This window comes from Stenotrophomonas rhizophila (genome assembly GCF_001704155.1).
Taxonomy (GTDB): Bacteria; Pseudomonadota; Gammaproteobacteria; order Xanthomonadales; family Xanthomonadaceae; genus Stenotrophomonas; species Stenotrophomonas rhizophila_A.
This window is the reverse complement of record NZ_CP016294.1, coordinates 3,769,504-3,785,869: the sequence shown is the minus strand read 5'-3', so window position 1 is coordinate 3,785,869 and position 16,366 is coordinate 3,769,504. Positions and strand designations below refer to the sequence as shown.

15 protein-coding genes are annotated in these 16,366 nt (G+C 66.0%); 7 read left to right on the top strand and 8 right to left on the bottom strand.

Annotated elements, in window-relative coordinates; all coding sequences use genetic code 11:
* Positions 1 to 14: 14 nt before the first annotated feature.
* Both BAY15_RS16855 and BAY15_RS16850 read right to left on the bottom strand, forming a co-directional pair.
* Entirely contained in the window at positions 15 to 968 is a 954-nt protein-coding gene (locus BAY15_RS16855; protein WP_068854141.1) for an alpha/beta fold hydrolase, read from the bottom strand.
* Between the two features lie 118 nt (positions 969 to 1,086).
* A complete protein-coding gene (locus BAY15_RS16850) occupies positions 1,087 to 2,007 on the bottom strand; it encodes an MBL fold metallo-hydrolase (protein ID WP_068854140.1) in 921 nt (306 codons plus the stop codon).
* 173 nt (positions 2,008 to 2,180) lie between these two features.
* Here BAY15_RS16850 and BAY15_RS16845 point away from each other — a divergent pair, with 173 nt between their 5' ends.
* Positions 2,181 to 2,939, top strand: coding sequence for an oxygenase MpaB family protein (locus BAY15_RS16845; protein WP_068854139.1), 759 nt, complete (start codon positions 2,181 to 2,183; stop codon positions 2,937 to 2,939).
* Between the two features lie 417 nt (positions 2,940 to 3,356).
* Here BAY15_RS16845 and BAY15_RS16840 read toward each other — a convergent pair whose 3' ends face one another.
* The 6 genes from BAY15_RS16840 to BAY15_RS19405 form a co-directional block, all read right to left on the bottom strand.
* The gene (locus BAY15_RS16840; protein ID WP_237334282.1) at positions 3,357 to 5,915 is read right to left on the bottom strand and encodes a TonB-dependent receptor plug domain-containing protein; all 2,559 of its coding nucleotides are present in this window, start codon (positions 5,913 to 5,915) and stop codon (positions 3,357 to 3,359) included.
* Positions 5,916 to 6,259: 344 nt separating this feature from the next.
* Entirely contained in the window at positions 6,260 to 6,454 is a 195-nt protein-coding gene (locus tag BAY15_RS16835) for a hypothetical protein (RefSeq protein WP_068854137.1), read from the bottom strand.
* Positions 6,455 to 6,469: 15 nt separating this feature from the next.
* Positions 6,470 to 8,863, bottom strand: coding sequence for a hybrid sensor histidine kinase/response regulator (locus BAY15_RS16830; protein WP_068854136.1), 2,394 nt, complete (start codon positions 8,861 to 8,863; stop codon positions 6,470 to 6,472).
* The gene (locus tag BAY15_RS16825; RefSeq protein ID WP_068854135.1) at positions 8,856 to 9,329 is read right to left on the bottom strand and encodes a response regulator; all 474 of its coding nucleotides are present in this window, start codon (positions 9,327 to 9,329) and stop codon (positions 8,856 to 8,858) included. Before BAY15_RS16825 ends, BAY15_RS16830 begins: the two co-directional genes overlap by 8 nt.
* Entirely contained in the window at positions 9,326 to 11,563 is a 2,238-nt protein-coding gene (locus BAY15_RS16820; RefSeq protein WP_068854134.1) for an ATP-binding protein, read from the bottom strand. The genes BAY15_RS16825 and BAY15_RS16820 overlap by 4 nt, the downstream gene beginning before the upstream one ends.
* A 161-nt stretch (positions 11,564 to 11,724) precedes the next feature.
* Positions 11,725 to 11,889 carry a hypothetical protein gene (locus BAY15_RS19405; RefSeq protein WP_167693307.1) on the bottom strand — a complete coding sequence of 55 codons (165 nt, stop codon included), beginning with the start codon at positions 11,887 to 11,889 and terminating at the stop codon, positions 11,725 to 11,727.
* A gap of 167 nt (positions 11,890 to 12,056) precedes the next feature.
* Between BAY15_RS19405 and BAY15_RS16815 the strand changes: the two genes are divergently transcribed.
* The 6 genes from BAY15_RS16815 to BAY15_RS16790 all read left to right on the top strand — a co-directional run bounded on the left by BAY15_RS16815 (position 12,057) and on the right by BAY15_RS16790 (position 16,366).
* Positions 12,057 to 13,019: an acyl-CoA dehydrogenase gene (locus BAY15_RS16815; protein ID WP_068854133.1), complete on the top strand. Its 963-nt coding sequence runs from the start codon at positions 12,057 to 12,059 to the stop codon at positions 13,017 to 13,019.
* Positions 13,007 to 13,765, top strand: coding sequence for a PIG-L deacetylase family protein (locus tag BAY15_RS16810; RefSeq protein WP_068854132.1), 759 nt, complete (start codon positions 13,007 to 13,009; stop codon positions 13,763 to 13,765). Before BAY15_RS16815 ends, BAY15_RS16810 begins: the two co-directional genes overlap by 13 nt.
* Positions 13,762 to 14,349, top strand: coding sequence for a class I SAM-dependent DNA methyltransferase (locus BAY15_RS16805; RefSeq protein ID WP_068854131.1), 588 nt, complete (start codon positions 13,762 to 13,764; stop codon positions 14,347 to 14,349). The genes BAY15_RS16810 and BAY15_RS16805 overlap by 4 nt, the downstream gene beginning before the upstream one ends.
* Positions 14,346 to 15,047 carry a glycosyltransferase gene (locus BAY15_RS16800; RefSeq protein ID WP_068854130.1) on the top strand — a complete coding sequence of 234 codons (702 nt, stop codon included), beginning with the start codon at positions 14,346 to 14,348 and terminating at the stop codon, positions 15,045 to 15,047. Before BAY15_RS16805 ends, BAY15_RS16800 begins: the two co-directional genes overlap by 4 nt.
* Positions 15,047 to 15,337, top strand: a complete 291-nt coding sequence (locus BAY15_RS16795; protein ID WP_068854129.1) for a PQ-loop repeat-containing protein — start codon at positions 15,047 to 15,049, stop codon at positions 15,335 to 15,337. Before BAY15_RS16800 ends, BAY15_RS16795 begins: the two co-directional genes overlap by 1 nt.
* Positions 15,338 to 15,508: 171 nt before the next feature.
* Entirely contained in the window at positions 15,509 to 16,366 is an 858-nt protein-coding gene (locus BAY15_RS16790) for an STAS domain-containing protein (RefSeq protein WP_068854128.1), read from the top strand.

Here is a 16,366-nt window from a genome sequence, read left to right as displayed (position 1 = left end):
GGCCTAACGCGACATTACTTCTGCTGCAGGAACGCCAGCAGATCCTGGTTGACCCTGTCCTTGTGCGTCTCGGTCAGCCCGTGCGGCGCGCCGGGGTACACGATCAGCTTGGCGCCTTTGATCTGCTTGGCCGACATGCGGCCGCCGACATCGATCGGCACGACCTGGTCGTCGTCGCCGTGGATGATCAGCGTCGGGACGTTGAACCGCTTCAGGTCCTCGCGGAAGTCGGTGGCCGAGAACGCGGCAACCGAGTCGTAGGTGTTTTTGATTCCGCCCAGCATGCCCTGCGCCCGCCAGGAGTCGATCAGCGCCTGGTTGGGCTTGGCGCCGGGACGGTTGTAGCCATAGAACGGACCGCTTGCCACGTCGCTGAACAACTGCGCGCGGTTTTCAAGCTGGCCCTTGCGCAGGCCGTCAAAGACCTCGACCGGTACGCCGCCGGGGTTGTCGGTGGTCTTGAGCATGAAGGGCGGCACCGCGCTGATCAATACGGCCTTTTTGACCCGGCCGGTGCCATGTCGGCCGATGTAACGCGCCACTTCGCCGCCACCGGTCGAAAAGCCGACCACCGTGATGTCTTTCAGGTCGAGCGTGTTGATCACCGTGGCCAGATCGTCGGCGTAGTGGTCCATGTCGTTGCCTTCCCACGGCTGGCCTGAGCGGCCATGGCCGCGGCGATCATGCGCGACCACGCGGTAGCCGTGGTTGGCCAGGAACATCATCTGTGCATCCCAGCTGTCCGAATCCAGCGGCCAGCCGTGGCTGAAGGTCACCACCGGGCCATCCTTCGGGCCCCAGTCCTTGTAATACAGCTGCACGCCATCGGCGGTGGTGATGGTGCTGGGGGTGTGGGCAATGGCGGTGACAGCGGCGGGGTTCACCGGTGCAGCGGCCTGCGCGGCGGTACCGGCCTGGACAGCAATGGCCAAGGCGGTGGTGGCCAGGGTGCGGGTAAGCGTGTTCATCGGGTGGTCTCCTGCAGAGGGAAGGGGATGCGACAGGCGCTACATTGGACCCCTCGGGTGGACTTTGGATGGCTGAAAGTCCCTGAAATTTGACCGAGAGTACAAAGCGTCAACGAACTCAGAAGTCCCAGAACACGGGCACCCAGCGGAAGACGTCGCCATCGGCCGAGACGCGGCCGACCGACGGGAACGGCAGGTGGGTGGCCACCAGCATCTCGCCGGTGCCGGCCAGTTCATTGAGCAGGGTGATGCGCACCTGCGCGGCGCCTTCTGGATCGTGTTCGAACCCGTTGTGCCAGTTCGGCTGCTCGAAGCCCACTGCGAAAATGGCGTCACCGGCAAAGGTCAGTGCCTCGCCATTCGAGTTCAGGCGCACCACGCTGTGGCCAGGCGTGTGGCCGCCGGTGCGGTGCGCGGTGACGCCCGGCGCAATCTCGTGCACCTCGTCAAAGGTGCGCACGTAGCTGCCGTACTCGGCCAGGAAGTGGGTAGCGGTGGCGCGCAGCGCATCCGGGAAGCCTGGCGGCATGTTGGTGCGGGTGAAATCGGGCGCCTTCCAGAACTCCACTTCGGCGGCGGCCACATGGATGCGCAGCTCCGGGTGCAGTTGTTCCTTTACGCCATCCACCAGCAGGCCACCGATGTGGTCCATGTGCAGGTGGGTGATCACCACGTCGGTGATCTCGCCAAGGTTGATACCCGAGGCGCCCAGGCGGCGGATCAGCTGGCCGGCGCGCGGCAGGTTCAGGTCGGGGTCCATGCCCAGACCGGCGTCGATCAGGATGTTGCGGTCCCCGCTGCGCACCACCATCACGTTCAACGCCCAGTCCAGCGCATCCGGCGGCAGGTACATCTCTTTGAACCACGGCGCGCGCTCGGCGGCGGAGACGTTGTGGCCGAGCATCTGGGTGGGCAACGGCAGCACGCCATCGCTGACCACCAGCACGTCGATATCGCCCACCTTGAGCGCGTACCGTGAGGGAACCAGTTCGTCGAGCGCGGGCGGGGGCGGGGCTACGGTGTTTTCCAGGGTGAACATGAGGAAATCTCCTTGGCGGGATCCACGGCAGGGGCGCCGTGCGGGATCAGCCTAGGGAAGGGCGCGCGCGGCCAGTAGATCCGCGCAGGGGCTCACACTGTTGCCGATCAGGCAGCAATGCCGGCGCGTTACCGGTGACGGCGAACCCACATGCGGGTGTCTAGACTGGGCCCATGCCGAATCCCACACCTGTCCGCCTGGCCGATATCAACATCGAGTCCTACATCTTCTTCGGTGCAGGCGCGGCGGTCGCGTGGCAGCTTGCCTACCCCGGCGTGGGGCGCGGCGTGGCCCGCCACAGTCAGACATTGAGACGGCCGTTCTCAAGGCTGCGGGCCACCATGAGCTACATCTACGCGGTGTCGCTGGGTACGGACGAGGACCGGGCCACCATCGCCCGCCATGTCAATCGCGCGCATGTGCCCGTGCAGGGCGAGGGCTACAGCGCATTTGATCGCGACCTGCAGTTGTGGGTCGCGGCAACGCTGTACCGCGGCGGGCTGGAGATGTACGAACTGTTCGTTGGCCCGGTTCCTGAAAGCAGCCGCGAACCGTTGTATCAAGAGGCGTGGGCCTTCGGTCGCACGCTGCAGGTGGCAGACGAGCAGTGGCCGCCCACGGCCGATGCCTTCGATGCGTGGTGGGAGAGCCGTCAGCTGGAGCTGCGCGTGGACGAGGAAGTGCGCGCCTATCTGCATGCCGTGCTGGAAAACGGAGCCCCGTGGTACCTGCGCCCAGCGCTGCCGCTGCAGGCGTTCGTGACGCGGGCGATGTTGCCACCGCACCTGAGACAGATGTTCGCATTGCCATGGACGCCGGCAGACGAGAAGCGCTGGCAGCGCTTTCGTCGTTGGGCACCGCGTCTGTATTGGCTGCAGCCGCGCTGGCTGCGGCATCTGCCGGCGCGGTACTTCCTGCGAAAGCTCCGGTAGCTTGGGAAGTGAGCGAATCCTGAAAGCCGCTTGCCTCCCATGGCGGTTCAATGCGCCTTCGCCGTGTGTGGCGAGAAACCCCGAATGCAGTCGTTGGCAACGGGTTATGGCTGTATGAAGCAGAGAGGATGCGTTGCGGACGCGGGTTCGATTCCCGCCAGCTCCACCACATGTGCACCAGCCTTGGTGCCCAGCTGAAGGGGCTGCACTGGTTTCGACGTGGCGAGCAGTCAATGTGGACAGCCCGAGAGGCGACCGACGTAATCGGCGCAAAAACTGTAATCGCCAATGCTGATTACTACGATCAGAACGAACAGGACACCCTGCTCGCAGCCTGATTCACGCAAGCGCACGTGATTACCGAACGCGCAACCACCCCGCCAGCAACGGCGGGGTGGCTTCATGCGTCAACTGGTATCAGAACTTCCAGCCCACCCGCGCGTAGTAGAAGCCGCCGTTGAAGCCGTACGGTGAATGCACCGGGTACTCCGCACCCGCCACGCCGGACCACGGGTTCTTGGCCGGGGTGCGGTCGAACAGGTTCTGCGCGCCCAGGCTGAAGTACAGGCCCGAATCGAACTTCCAGCCCACTTCGGCATCCACGATCAAGGCGCTGCCGCCGTAGATCGGCAGGCCGCCGTCCGCTGCGGAGATCACGCCGCTGTCCAGGTGATCCTCATACCAGGAGCTGTAGTAGTTGAAGCGCAGGTTGGCGTTGAAGATCTGGCGCTGGTGATGAATGCTGAAGTAGCCCTTGGTCTTGGGCAGCGACTTCTCCAGCTTGTACACGCGCGCTTCGTCGATGAAGTCCGGGTCGAAGCGGTCGACCTCGGTCCGGTTCCAGTTGGCAGCCAGCGAGTACGTGGTGTCGCCCCCGAAGTGCGTGCTCTTGAAGCTGGTGACCAGGTCGACACCGGTGGTGGTGGTATCAAACGCATTGCCGAAGTAAGTCACCTGCGAAATCGAGGCCGCTTCGGGGTTGCCGCCGGCCACCAGTGCCGCGCGTTCTTCCGGGGTGACCGCGAAGCTGGTGCTCAGCGCGATGCGGTCTTCGACCTTGATCTGGTAACCATCCAGGGTGATCAGCCAATCGCCTTCGGTCCACACCGCACCCAGCGAAACGTTCTTGGATTCTTCGGGGGTCAGCGGCTGGGCGCCCTTGAGCTGGGCGATGGGATTGGTCGGCGGCAGGGTGGCGATGTCTTCCAGTGCGGTGCCGCCGAACACGGTGCTGATCTGGCTGATGTTGGCCTGGCCCGGCGTGGGCGCACGGAAACCGGTGTTGTACGCGCCGCGCAGCGCGAAGTGCTCGTTGAAGTCGAAGCGCGCGGTGACTTTGCCATTGGTGGTGCTGCCGAACGAATCGAAGTCTTCAAAGCGCAGCGCACCGGCCAGCAGCAGGCGCTCGGTAACCTGCGCTTCCAGGTCTGCATACGCGGCCCAGTTGCGGCGGTCGAAGGTGCCGGCGGTACGCGTGCTGAACCCGTTGAAGCCGTTGGAGCCCAGCGCGAAGCCCTGTTCGGTCAGCGGACCGATCGCGGTGGACGGACCATCGCCAGGACTGATCTCGAAGCTCTCTTCGCGCCACTCGGCACCCATGGCCAGGCGCAACGGTTGGCTGGTGAAGCTGGTGGCGATATCGCGGCTCACGTCGATGTTGGCGCTCTTTTCGGTCTGCGTGTTGCCGCCGGGGCGGAAGTACAGGCCGGCCGGCTGGTCCGGGCCGAGCGAGGCGTTGACGGTGTTGTAGATGATGAACTCGATATCGTTGCGGCCCCACGACCCGCTCACGTCCCAGTACCACTCGCCCCAGTTGCCCTTGGCGCCGGCGTACACGGAGCTGTCTTCGAGCTTGCCGCCGAAGCGCGGGGTAAAGCCGCCCGGCAGGCTGGACAGGAAGGTGTAGCAGTTGGCCGGCAGCGCGGCGACCGCACCGCTCACCGTGCTGTACGGCAGCAGGTTGCCACCGCCGTCGCGCAGCGCGATGGTCGGGCAGGCGCCTGCACCGGTGAGGTTGCCGACCAGAAGCGTGTCGCCGCCGTCGTTGGAGTACACGCCCGAGCGTGCAGTGGGATCGCGGAAGTAGAAGCCGCCATCCACGTCGCGCTTGGCGTAGTTGCCGAACAGGTAGAAGTCCACGCTGTCGGTACTCAGGCCCAGGTTGGCGACCAGCTTGAGGTCGTCGTCGACCTTCGGCGAGCCCCAGATCTGCGCCGGCTCGCCCACGCCCGGGTAGCCGGCGGCAATCGCTGCGGCGGCATCATCGCGCTGCACGCTGCGCGAGGTGTCGTCGACCTTGCGCCACTCGGCGGTCAGCGTGGCAAAGCCGCGCTCGGTGAGCGGCAGGCCGATCTGCGCGGAGTACTGGGTGGTGAGTCCGTCGCCCTTGTAGTACTGGCCGGTGAACACTTCGGCCGTGCCGCCTTCGCGCAGCTTCTTCAGGCCGAAGTTGATCACGCCGGCAATGGCATCCGAACCGTATTGGGCGGCGGCGCCGTCGCGCAGCACGTCCACCTGTTCGAGGGCGAGCGAGGGAAACACGGAAAGGTCCGGGCCCTGTGCGCCGTCGGACAGGCCGTGGCCCAGGAAGGTGATGACCGCCGCGCGGTGGAAGCGCTTGCCGTTGACCAGCAGCAGGGTGTTGTCCGGCGGCAGGCCACGCAGGTTGGCCGGGCGGATCAGACTGGCCGCGTCATCGATGGGAATGGTGCTGACGTTGAACGAGGGGACCAGCACTTTGAGCTGGTCGAGCGCATCGGTGGCGCCCTGGTTGCGGAATTCTTCGCCGCTGATGATGTCGATGGGTACCGCGGACGAGGAAACGGTGCGGGGCTTGGTGCGGCTGCCCAGTACTGAAACCGTATCGAGGGTCGCGGTTTCCGGGTTGGTCGAAGCATTGTCGCTGTTCTGTGCCACCGCGGCGGAACTGGTGAGCAGCAGTGCGGCAGCGAGTGCCGCCTTTACTGAAGATGCCAATGGCGAAATTGCTTTCGGAGCGTGAACACACTTGCCAATGCGGTCGTTCATGCATGCACCCTGCAGTCTGGTTGTGGTTGGGTCGTTCTCGTTACGTGCTCATCCGGTCGTTCTCCTTGCGTGCCAGCGGACCTGGTGCGCTGCACAAATACTTAACAGAACGTAAACAATACTGCAACGTATCTTTCGTTTTGACCTCATTCGTTCAAGAGACGTGAGGCAAAAACGGCCCGCATCCGCCCCTGATGAATCCGGCAAAGTGGAGAAAAGTGTGATTGGGATCTCATGTGCAATGAGATCGGTGCCGCGAATCTGGACAGATCTGGCCTGTCAGCCCGCTGGAATCAGGGCGCTTCCAGCGATGCCTGCAACGCGGCCGCGAGGGCCGCATCGCCGCTGACCAGGTCGACCCAGCGCAGATCCAGCCCCTTGCGGTGGCCTTTGCGCACCAGCTTGAGACCCTCTGGGTCGAGGGTCAGGGTGTAGGACTCATCGCCGATCTGGATTTCGCGGCGGAGGGGTTTGTCGAGCGGCGTCATGGGAACGGTCTCGTGTCATTCGTCCTGCAGCGACCCCCGGATGGAGCGGGCCAGGTCGCTGCGGGTGAACGGTTTGCCCAGGATGGCGATGTTGCGACCCACCGCGCCGCTGGCGTCGATGTCGCGCGGGTAGCCGGACGTGAACAGCACCCGCAGCGCCGGCTTGTGCGCCAGCGCGCGTTTGGCCAGTTCCCAACCGGACATGCCGGGCATCACGATGTCCGAGAACAACAGGTCCACGTCCACGTCGGTGCGCTCGAGCAGGCGCATGGCCGAGGCGCCGTCGTGTGCTTCAAGCACGCGATAACCCAGCTGCCGCAGCGTGTCCACGGTATACGCGCGCACGTCGTCGTTGTCCTCGGCGACCAGCACCGTGGCCTCCTCCTGCATCTCGTAACCGCCCAGGCCCCGGTGCTCGGTCTGGCCGGCCTGCGGCAGCTCGGCTGCCGAACGCGGGAACAGCAGGGTGATCGACGTGCCGGCACCGGGCGCGGAATCCACCAGCACGTGGCCGCCGGACTGCTTGACGAAGCCGTACACCATGGACAGGCCCAGGCCAGTGCCGCGCCCAACTTCCTTGGTGGTGAAGAACGGTTCGAACACGCGGGTCAGCGTCTCGGCGGACATGCCGTGGCCGGTGTCCTTGACCCGCAGCATTGCGTAATGTCCCGGCGGAACGTCGGGGTTCTGCGCGGTGAAGTCATTGTCCAGGTGGGCGTTGTCCACTTCGATCACCAGGCGGCCGCCTTCCGGCATGGCATCGCGGGCGTTGACCGCCAGGTTGAGCACGGATGCCTCCAGTTGGCTGGGGTCCACTTCCACGCACCAGATGTCCGGGTGGTGCACGATTTCCAGCTGCACCAGCTCGCCCAGCGAGCGGTGCAGCATGTCTTCCATGTCGCGCAGCTGGGCATTGAGGTCGACCGGCAGGCTGCGCAGGGGTTGCCGGCGCGAGAACGCAAGCAGCCGCTGGGTGACATTGGCCGCGCGCATCACGCCCTTCAGGGCGTTGTCCAGCGCGCGCGTGGAGCCGTCCGCCACATCGCCCAGACGTTCGGTGAGCAGCTTGGCGTACTCCACGTTGCCAGCGATCACGGTCAGGATGTTGTTGAAGTCATGCGCGATGCCGCCGGTGAGCTGGCCCACGGCTTCGATCTTCTGGCTCTGCCGCAGTGCTTCCTCGGCTTGGCGGCGCGCGGTGGTTTCCACCGCCTCGGAAACCACGGCGGTGATCGTGCCCTGGTGGTCGAGCAATGGGCGGAACGAGAACTCGAAGGTGCGTTTGCCGGTGGGAAGCAGCAGGTCCAGCTCATGCCGCGAAGCATTGCCTGCGGCCGCCTCCAGCACGGCCTGGCAGACGATGGCCGGCACGCCTTCGGTGCTGGCGAACCAGGCCGATTCGCAGTACAGCGCGCCGCGGACATCGTCTTTCGTGGCCAGGATCGCGGCCAGCGAGGCGGAGTTGGTGTCGATGATGTGCCCATCGAGGGTCAGCAGGTTCTGGTGCTGGAAGCTGGATTCGAACAGCGCCTGCAGGCGGCTTTCGCTGCGGTGCAGGGCAGAGGTGCGTTCGTTGACCTGGCGCTCCAGTGATTCGTTGCTGGCTTTCAGCAGGGCCTGGGCGTGCTTGAGCTCGCTGATGTCGCGGGCCATGGCGTAGTAGCCCATGACCGACCCGTCGGCATCCAGCTCGGGTACGAAGTCCACCTGGGCGTAGCGCGGTGCGCCGGCGCGGCGGTGGGTGAGCGCCTCGAAACTGACCTTCTGTCCGGTCAGGACCTTGTCGAAATGCTCCTGCAGCAGCGCGAAGCCTTCATCACCGACGAGCTCGCGGGCGTGCAGGCCGACCACGTCTTCCGGCGCCAGGCCATGCCATTCGACGTAGGCCTGGTTGGCGAAGCGGTAGTGGTGCCCGCGATCGAGATACGCAATCAGGGCCGGCAGCGAATCGGTGATCAGGCCCAGCCGACGGTGGCTTTCGTGCAGCTCGGTTTCCACCCGGCGCAGCCTGCGGCGCTCCTGGGCTTCGTTGATCGCGCGCAACACGGCCTCGGGCAGGCGCTGCAGGCGCGACTTGACCACGTAGTCGCGGGCGCCGCGCTTGAGCGCCTCGACCGCGAGTTCCTCGGTCAAGGTGCCGGAGACGAAGATGAAAGGCACTTCGGGCGCGACGTCGGTGGCCAGCACCAAGGCCAGGTCGCCGCTGAAACCGGGCAGCACATGGTCGGCCAGGATCACATCGAAGTCGTTGTTCGCCAGTGCATCGCGCATTCCCTGGTCCGACCAGGTGCGCTCCGCAGTGAAGGGCAGGCCGGCGCGGCTGAGCTGAAGGGTGATCAGCTCCGCGTCCAGCGCGCTGTCCTCCACCATCAGAATGCGGATCGGCTTGCCGGTTACATCCTCAGCCATCTTTTCGACTCTTCGCGCCAAACAGTGTGCCGTGCGGCGGCGGCTGGTTGGTGATGCCCCAGAACATGCCCAGCCCCTGGATGGCTTCCAGGAATTCCTTGAAATCGACCGGCTTGACCACGAAGGCGTTCACGCCCAGCTCGTAGCTGCGGATCAGGTCCTGCTCCTCTCGCGAGGAGGTCAGCATCACCACCGGGGTGCTGCTGATCGCGGCATCGCCGCGGATTTCCCTGAGTACTTCCAGCCCGTTGAGCTTGGGCAGTTTGAGGTCCAGCAACACCACCACCGGGCCGCCGTGCATGGCGCCCTCGTACCGGCCCTCGGTACGCAGGTACTCCAGCGCCTCCACACCGTCCCGCACATGGGTGACATCGTTCAGCAGCTGGCAACGGGCTAGTGCAGCCAGCGTCAGCTCAGCGTCCTTCGGATTGTCTTCCACGAGCAGAATCGGCCGCAGATCTCTCATACTTTGTCTCCAGTAGCAAAGGGAATGGTGAAATAGAATTTGGCGCCCACTCCCACCTGGCCTTCCGCCCAGGTCCTGCCGCCGTGGCGGGTGATGATGCGGTGCACGTTGGCCAGGCCGATGCCGGTGCCTTCGTACTCGTCAGCATGGTGCAGGCGCTGGAACACGCCAAAGAGCTTGTCCACGTAGCGCATGTCGAAGCCGCAGCCGTTGTCCTGGACGTAGAACACGTTTTCGGTATCGGTGCGGTAGTGCCCTACTTCGATGACCGTATTGGCGGTATCGCGGGTAAATTTGATCGCGTTGGAGAGCAGGTTCTGCCAGACCAGGCGCAGCATGCCCGGGTCGGCCTGAACGCGCGGCAGATGCGGCACCACCCAGTGGATGGTGCGGCCGTCGTATTCCATGTCCAGCTTGTGCCGGACGTCCTCGACCAGGGCGGTCATGTCCATTGCGATCTGACCCATCGTGGACCTGCCCATCTGCGAGAAGCTGAGCAGGTCGTCAACCAGTGTTCCGGCCGATTGTGCAGATTCAACGATGGTGTCGAGAAATCTCTTTTCTGAATCGTTTAGCCGCTCGCCGGCCGAGGCCCACAGCAGCTCCGAATAGCCGACGATGTGGCGGAACGGTGCGCGCAGGTCGTGGCTGACTGAATAGGAGAATGCCTCCAGCTCCTTGTTGCTGCGCAGGAGCTGTTCGTTGAGCGCGGCCATTTCCTCGGCCTTGCGCAGCACGATGTCGACAATGGCGGTACGCAGTTCCAGCGCCGCGTCGCGATCCACGTCGTTCCAGGGCAGAGACTGCTTGCGTACCGTTTCCTTCCAGCCCTCGAACGAGGTGCGCGGGGACAGCGGCAGGCCGGTATCTTCCTTGCGAGGGTCACCGCCCCAGCGCACGGTACGCACGACCTCGGGCCGGAACCACAGCACGTAGCTGTCGTGGATCTGGGAAATGGAAATGGCCAGCACGCCGCTGGCGACGTCGGCGAAGGCATCGGCCGGCGCCCATTCCAGCGGCAGCCGGTCGGTACAGACCAGGTCCCCGTCATGCTGCTGCGCCGTCAGCCACTGCACCAGCGACATCACCTGCGGTTCGTCAGGGCACTCGCCATGCAGGATGCACTCGCCGCGATGCACGATCGCCGCGCCGACGGACTGGGTCAGCGCAAGCAGGCTCTGCTGGTCCCGGCCCAGCGCGGCCATGAAATCCTGGTCGCCGGCCATGCGGCCGAGCAGGCGCACCTGGATCGCGCGACGGGCGATGCGTTCTTCGACCACGGCCGCGCGTTCCTTCAGCGTGATCTGCAGCGACAGGATCTGGCCGATGAACTCGCAGGCGGTGCGCACATGGTAGGGAACACGCTTGGGCGCCTGGTTGTGGCAGGAAATCAGCCCCCACAGCTCGCCTTCGCGCAGCAGCGACACCGACATCGATGCGCCCGTGCCCATGTTGCGCATGTACTGCAGGTGCACCGGCGACACGCTGCGCAGCATGGAGGGGCTGAGGTCGGTGGGCGGGGCATCGGCGTTGGCGGCGTCGCGCACCAGCGGTACGGCCTGGTAATCGCTGTCGGCGATCAGGCGGACGCGGTTCTGCCGGTACAGCGCGCGCGCCTGCGCGGGGATATCCGATTCGGGGAAGCGCAGGTCCAGGTAGCTGGGCAGAACCCCGTTGCCATCCTCGGCGACGACCGCGCCATTCCATTCCTTGTCGAACTGATAGACCAGGGTCCGGTCGAAACCGGTCAGCTCGCGGATCTGCACGGCGGCGAGCTCGCACAGCTCCTGCGTGCTGGCCACCCGCTCGATGGCACCCATGAAGCGGCGGATCGCCGGGTACAGGTCTTCAAGCGAGCCCGGTTCACCGGACACCGGCTCCTCAAGCTCCACGATGAGATCGTTGCCGGTCCGATGGGCCAGCACCTGGTGCCTGCCATGTTCACCGATCGTGTGTGCGCCCAGGAACTGGGAGGTGTCCGGCTTGAGCGCCTCAAGGGTCGGTCGGCAGGCGGCCAGTGTGGCGCCCAGCACCACATCCACCGTCTGGCCGAGCGGGTCGCCGAAGGCCTCGATCAGGTCAGGGCGCGATAGTGCGCGTTCCTTGACCCGCAGGGTGGCGGGGTCGAGGACGAGGATCAGGCCGTAGGGTTGAATCGCTCCCGGAGTGCGTATCGGCTCTCTGGCACAGCTGTTGAGATCCAACGCGGGTTCACTCACTTTCCAGGACGACATTCGTTGACCCCCACCGGGTACCGTAATCAAAAGACGCTGCTCAACCACTGGAGCAGCCCTGTATCGGCGGGCACGGGGGTCCACGCCGCCGTCAGGGGCCCACCGGCATAGCTTCGCATATCACTGCTCCCCGATCCGTGAGGAACGGAGGCGATGGCCGCTCAGGGCTTGGCGGGGCGCTCGTAGTCGTCCGGCGTGGCGGTGGTGTCCTGCTCGGGCATGTCCTTGTCCTTCCACTTCGCATCATCGTTGCGCAGCGTGTCGGGGGTATGGGCTTTCTGCTGGTCGTCCTTGCCTTCCAGCGGATTGGAGGAGGGGGTTGCCATGGAAGTCGCCTCAGTGGGTGCGGAGTCCGAGCTTGGGCGCGACAAGGTGAGGGCGATGTCCGCACGCGCTGCACGGTGCCCACACATCGCGGTCACCACCCGGCTACGCAGGGCACGGTATCCCTTGCCTGACCCGCCCGAAGAACACGGTTCCACCGTTTATATATATGGATCAGATCGTCGAACATGCCGCGCCCGCGCTGGAGTCCGCCGCGCGAGAGGTGCTGGCACGCCAGCCGTCGCTGCCGCTGCCCGGGCGTGGACATACGCTGGCGCGCTGGCGGGCGTTGGCGGCCATTGCCGGGCGCGATCTGTGCGTGGCGAAGGTGATGGAGGCCCACTACGACGCCCAGGCGATCCTGGACGACCTGCATTCGGCTCCCTTGGCGGACGGAACGCTTGCGGCGGTCTGGGCGGCGGAAGGTCCCCAGGCCACGCTGTGCTACGACGAAGCGACGGGCACGGTAACTGGCGCCAAGCCCTGGTGCTCCGGCGCCGGTCTGGTCGATGTGGCGTTGGTCACTGCCCACTGCGGCGACGCGTCCCGGCTGGTGTGCCTGCGCACTGACGCGCCCGGCATCCTGTTGCAGCCGCAGAGCTGGCATGCCACCGGCATGGGCGGCATTCCAAGCGGCACGGTGCAGTTCGACCACGTACGCGCCGAGCCCATAGGCGCGCCCGGCGCCTACCTCGCGCGCCCGGGCTTCTGGCATGGCGGTGCCGGTATCGCCGCGTGCTGGTATGGCGCCGCGGTTGCGTTGGCCTCACCGCTGCAGCGCTCGCCGCGCGTAGACGACAACGCCCAGGCCGCTGCATTGCTTGGCCAGGTGGACATGGCGCTGCAGGCGTCGGCGGCGCTGCTGCGCGAACTGGCTGCCTGGATCGATGCGATGCCATCGCAGCCGCACACGTCCGACGTGACCCGCGTGCGCAGCGTCGTGGAGCGCGCCTGTGTGCAGGTGCTTGATGCGGTCGGACGCGCGCTGGGCCCTGCGCCCATGTGCCTGGATCCCGGCCACGCCCAGCGCTGGGCGGATCTTACCGTCTTCATCCGGCAGAGCCATGCCGACCGCGACTGGGCCGAACTGGGCCGGGCCATCCAGCGCCAGGAGCAGCCGTGGACGCTGTAGCGGTTCGCATCGAAGGGCGGGGCACGCCGGAGTCGGCGTGGGAACGCTGTGCATGGTTGGACGCATTGCCATTGGTGGAAGCTGACACCGTACTGCTCGGCGCGCGACGGCTCATCGTGGTGTCGCCCCATCCCGACGATGAGGTGCTGGGCTGTGGTGGCCTGATGCAGGCGGCGGCCGCACAGGGGTGCGGAGTGCAGGTGGTGTCGGTGACGGACGGCGAAGCCTGCTACCCCGACCACCCGCGCTGGACACCGGCATGCCTGCGTGACGCGCGCCGACGCGAGTTGGCGGCGGCGATGCAGGCATTGGGCATGGACGCCACGCATGTGACCTCGCTTGGCCTGCCGGATGGTGCGGTGGCGCGGCACGAAGCCGACCTGGTCGCGCATCTCCGCACCTGCGTGTCACCAGGCGACGTCGTGTTGGCACCCTGGATCCACGACGCCCACCCGGACCATGAAGCGGTGGGGCGTGCGGCGCTTGCGGCGGCGGCCCTCTGCGGTGCCAGGAGCCTGCAGTATCCGGTCTGGGCCTGGCACTGGCTGGATGCGCTGGCGTCCACCGGTCCGTGGACGACCGCGCAGCGCATTGCGCTGTGCCCGGACGCGCAGGCCCGCAAGCGCCAAGCCATGGCGGTCTTTGCGACGCAGACCGGGGAAGGCGAGGCGCTGGGCTGCGAGCCGATCCTTCCCGAACACGTACTCGCCCGCTTCCGGCGTTCCTTCGAGGTGCTGATTGGATGAACACCCGTGCCTATTTCGAACAGATCTACCAGCAGCCCGACCCGTTCCAGTACCGCAACCGCTGGTACGAGGCGCGCAAGCGCGCGCTGACGCTGGCCTGCCTGCCCCGGCCGCGCTACGGCAATGCGTGGGAGCTGGGGTGTTCCAATGGCGTGCTGAGCGCAGAGCTGGCAACACGCTGCGACGCGCTGCTGGCGACCGACCTCAGCGAGGCCGCGCTGGCAGACGCGGCACGCTCGACCGGGCACCTTGGAAACGTGCGGCTTGAACAGGCCCGTCATCCCGAACAATGGCCCGCGGAGCGCTTCGACCTGATCGTGGTCAGCGAGGTCGGTTACTACCTGGCACCGCAGGATGTGGTGGCGATGGCGGCAAAGCTGCGTGGCAGCCTTGCTGATGACGGCCTGCTGCTGGCGTGCCACTGGGTGCACCCGTTCGAGGAAGCACTGAGCTCGGCCCAGCAGGTGCACCGCGCGTTCGGTCGTGGCCTGGACGAGGCCTTCTGCTACCAGGACGCTGACCTGCTGATGCAGGCGTGGAGTCGGGAACCGACCAGCGTTGCCCGCTGGGAAGGCCTGCGATGATCGGCGTGATCGTGCCCGCACACAACGAAGCGCACGCCATTGGTCGCTGCCTGGCCTCCATCGCCGTGGCGGCCGCGCATCCCGGTCTGGGCCGCGAGCCGGTGCTGGTGGTGGTCGCGCTCGACGCATGCAGCGATGCCACGGAGGCGGTGTGCGCCGGACATGGGGCAATCACCGTGGCCGTGGACGCCCAGTGCGTGGGCACCGCGCGGGCAGCGGCGGCCAGCCACGTGTTGGCGCATGGCGCGCGCTGGATCGCCAGCACCGACGCCGACACCGCCGTACCGCAGGACTGGCTGTGGCGGCAAAGCCTGTGCGGCGCCGATGCCTTCTGTGGCGTGGTAGAGGTGGAGGACTGGCTCGATTACCCCGAGCGGGTGCGCACAGCCTTCTCCGCACGGGAAATCGTGCAGGATGGGCACCGGCACATCCATGGGGCCAACCTTGGCATGAGCGCGGCCGCTTATCTGGCGGTGGGTGGCTTTCCGGCCCTGCGCACGGGGGAAGATGTTGCACTGGTCGAAGCACTGGCCGGTAACGGTGCCCGCATCGCCTGGCTGGCCCGCCCTGCCGTGGCGACCAGCGCGCGGCGAACCGCACGTGCGCCGCACGGCTTCAGTGGATTCCTGCGCGCATTGGAGCGCGAGGTGATGGGGGCTGGGCCCCCGCTGCTGCCGGCCCACGTGGCGGCGGATTGATGGAGCAGCCCGCCGACCTGCTGGGCTGGGCCGCCACGGCCGTGCTGATCGCCACGCTGGTGCGGCAGATCTACAAGCAGCACCAGGCCGGGTCGGTGGAGGGCGTCTCCACCTGGCTGTTCGTCGGCCAGATCACGGCCTCGGTGTTGTTCATCGTGTACAGCGCGCTGCTGGGCTCCACGGTCTTCGTGGTCACCAACAGCCTGATCCTCATCACGGCGGTGGTCGGCCAGATGCTCGCCATGCGCAGGCGCAAGGCGCAGAACGCTCCCTCCACCGGCAGAAAATGAGGGCCTGCGGCCGTCTATTCTGAATCAGTCAGTGTTGTGCACACGGCCTTCACGCGCCATCCGTTGTCGTAATGGTCCGTGTAGCTGAATTCATTTAAGCTCAGGAAAATTCCAAGCCCCGGCGCGTTGCGTGCCGGGGCTTTCACACCTTCCTACCTAGGAATCTCCCCCATGGCGGCTTTGCAGCAGCGCACGATCGACCTTCTTCGTACCCACCAGGACACCGTGGTGGCGCAGTGGAGCGACCAGTTGGCCGGCTCCGGCCAGGGCCAGGATGGCCGGTTGAGCACGCGTGAGCTGGATGCCCAGGTACGCGAATTCTGGCGCCTGTTCCAGACGGCAGTGTCCACCAACGGCACCGGCGTGGCCGGCAGCGAATGGCAGGACACCCGCCAGTTCCTCGAACAGCTCTCGCGTGACCGCGTGCTCAAGGGCTTCAGCTCCTCGGAAACCGCCAGCTTCCTGTTCTCGCTCAAGCGCCCGCTGTTCGAGCTGGTCCAGCAGAACTTCGCCGACGACCCCAAGGCGGTCGGCGATCAGCTGTGGGCGATTTCAGAACTCATCGACGGGCTTGGCCTGCACAGCGTCAAGGTCTACCAGAAGACCCGCGAGGACGTGATCCAGCGCCAGCAGGAAGAAATGCTGGAACTGTCCACCCCGGTGGTGAAGCTGTGGGAGGGCGTGCTGGCCCTGCCGATGATCGGCACGCTGGATTCGCAGCGCACCCAGGTGGTGATGGAATCGCTGCTGCAGCGGATCGTCGACACCGGTTCGGAAATCGCCATCATCGACATCACCGGCGTGCCCACCGTGGACACGCTGGTCGCCCAGCACCTGCTCAAGACCGTTACCGCCATCCGCCTGATGGGCGCCGACGCGATCATCAGTGGCGTGCGGCCCCAGATCGCACAGACCATCGTGCACCTGGGCCTGGACCTGCAGGGCATCGTCACCAAGGCCAACCTGGCCGACGCATTGGCACTGGCGCTCAAGCGCACCGGCCAGACGGTGACCAAGGCGGCGCGCTGA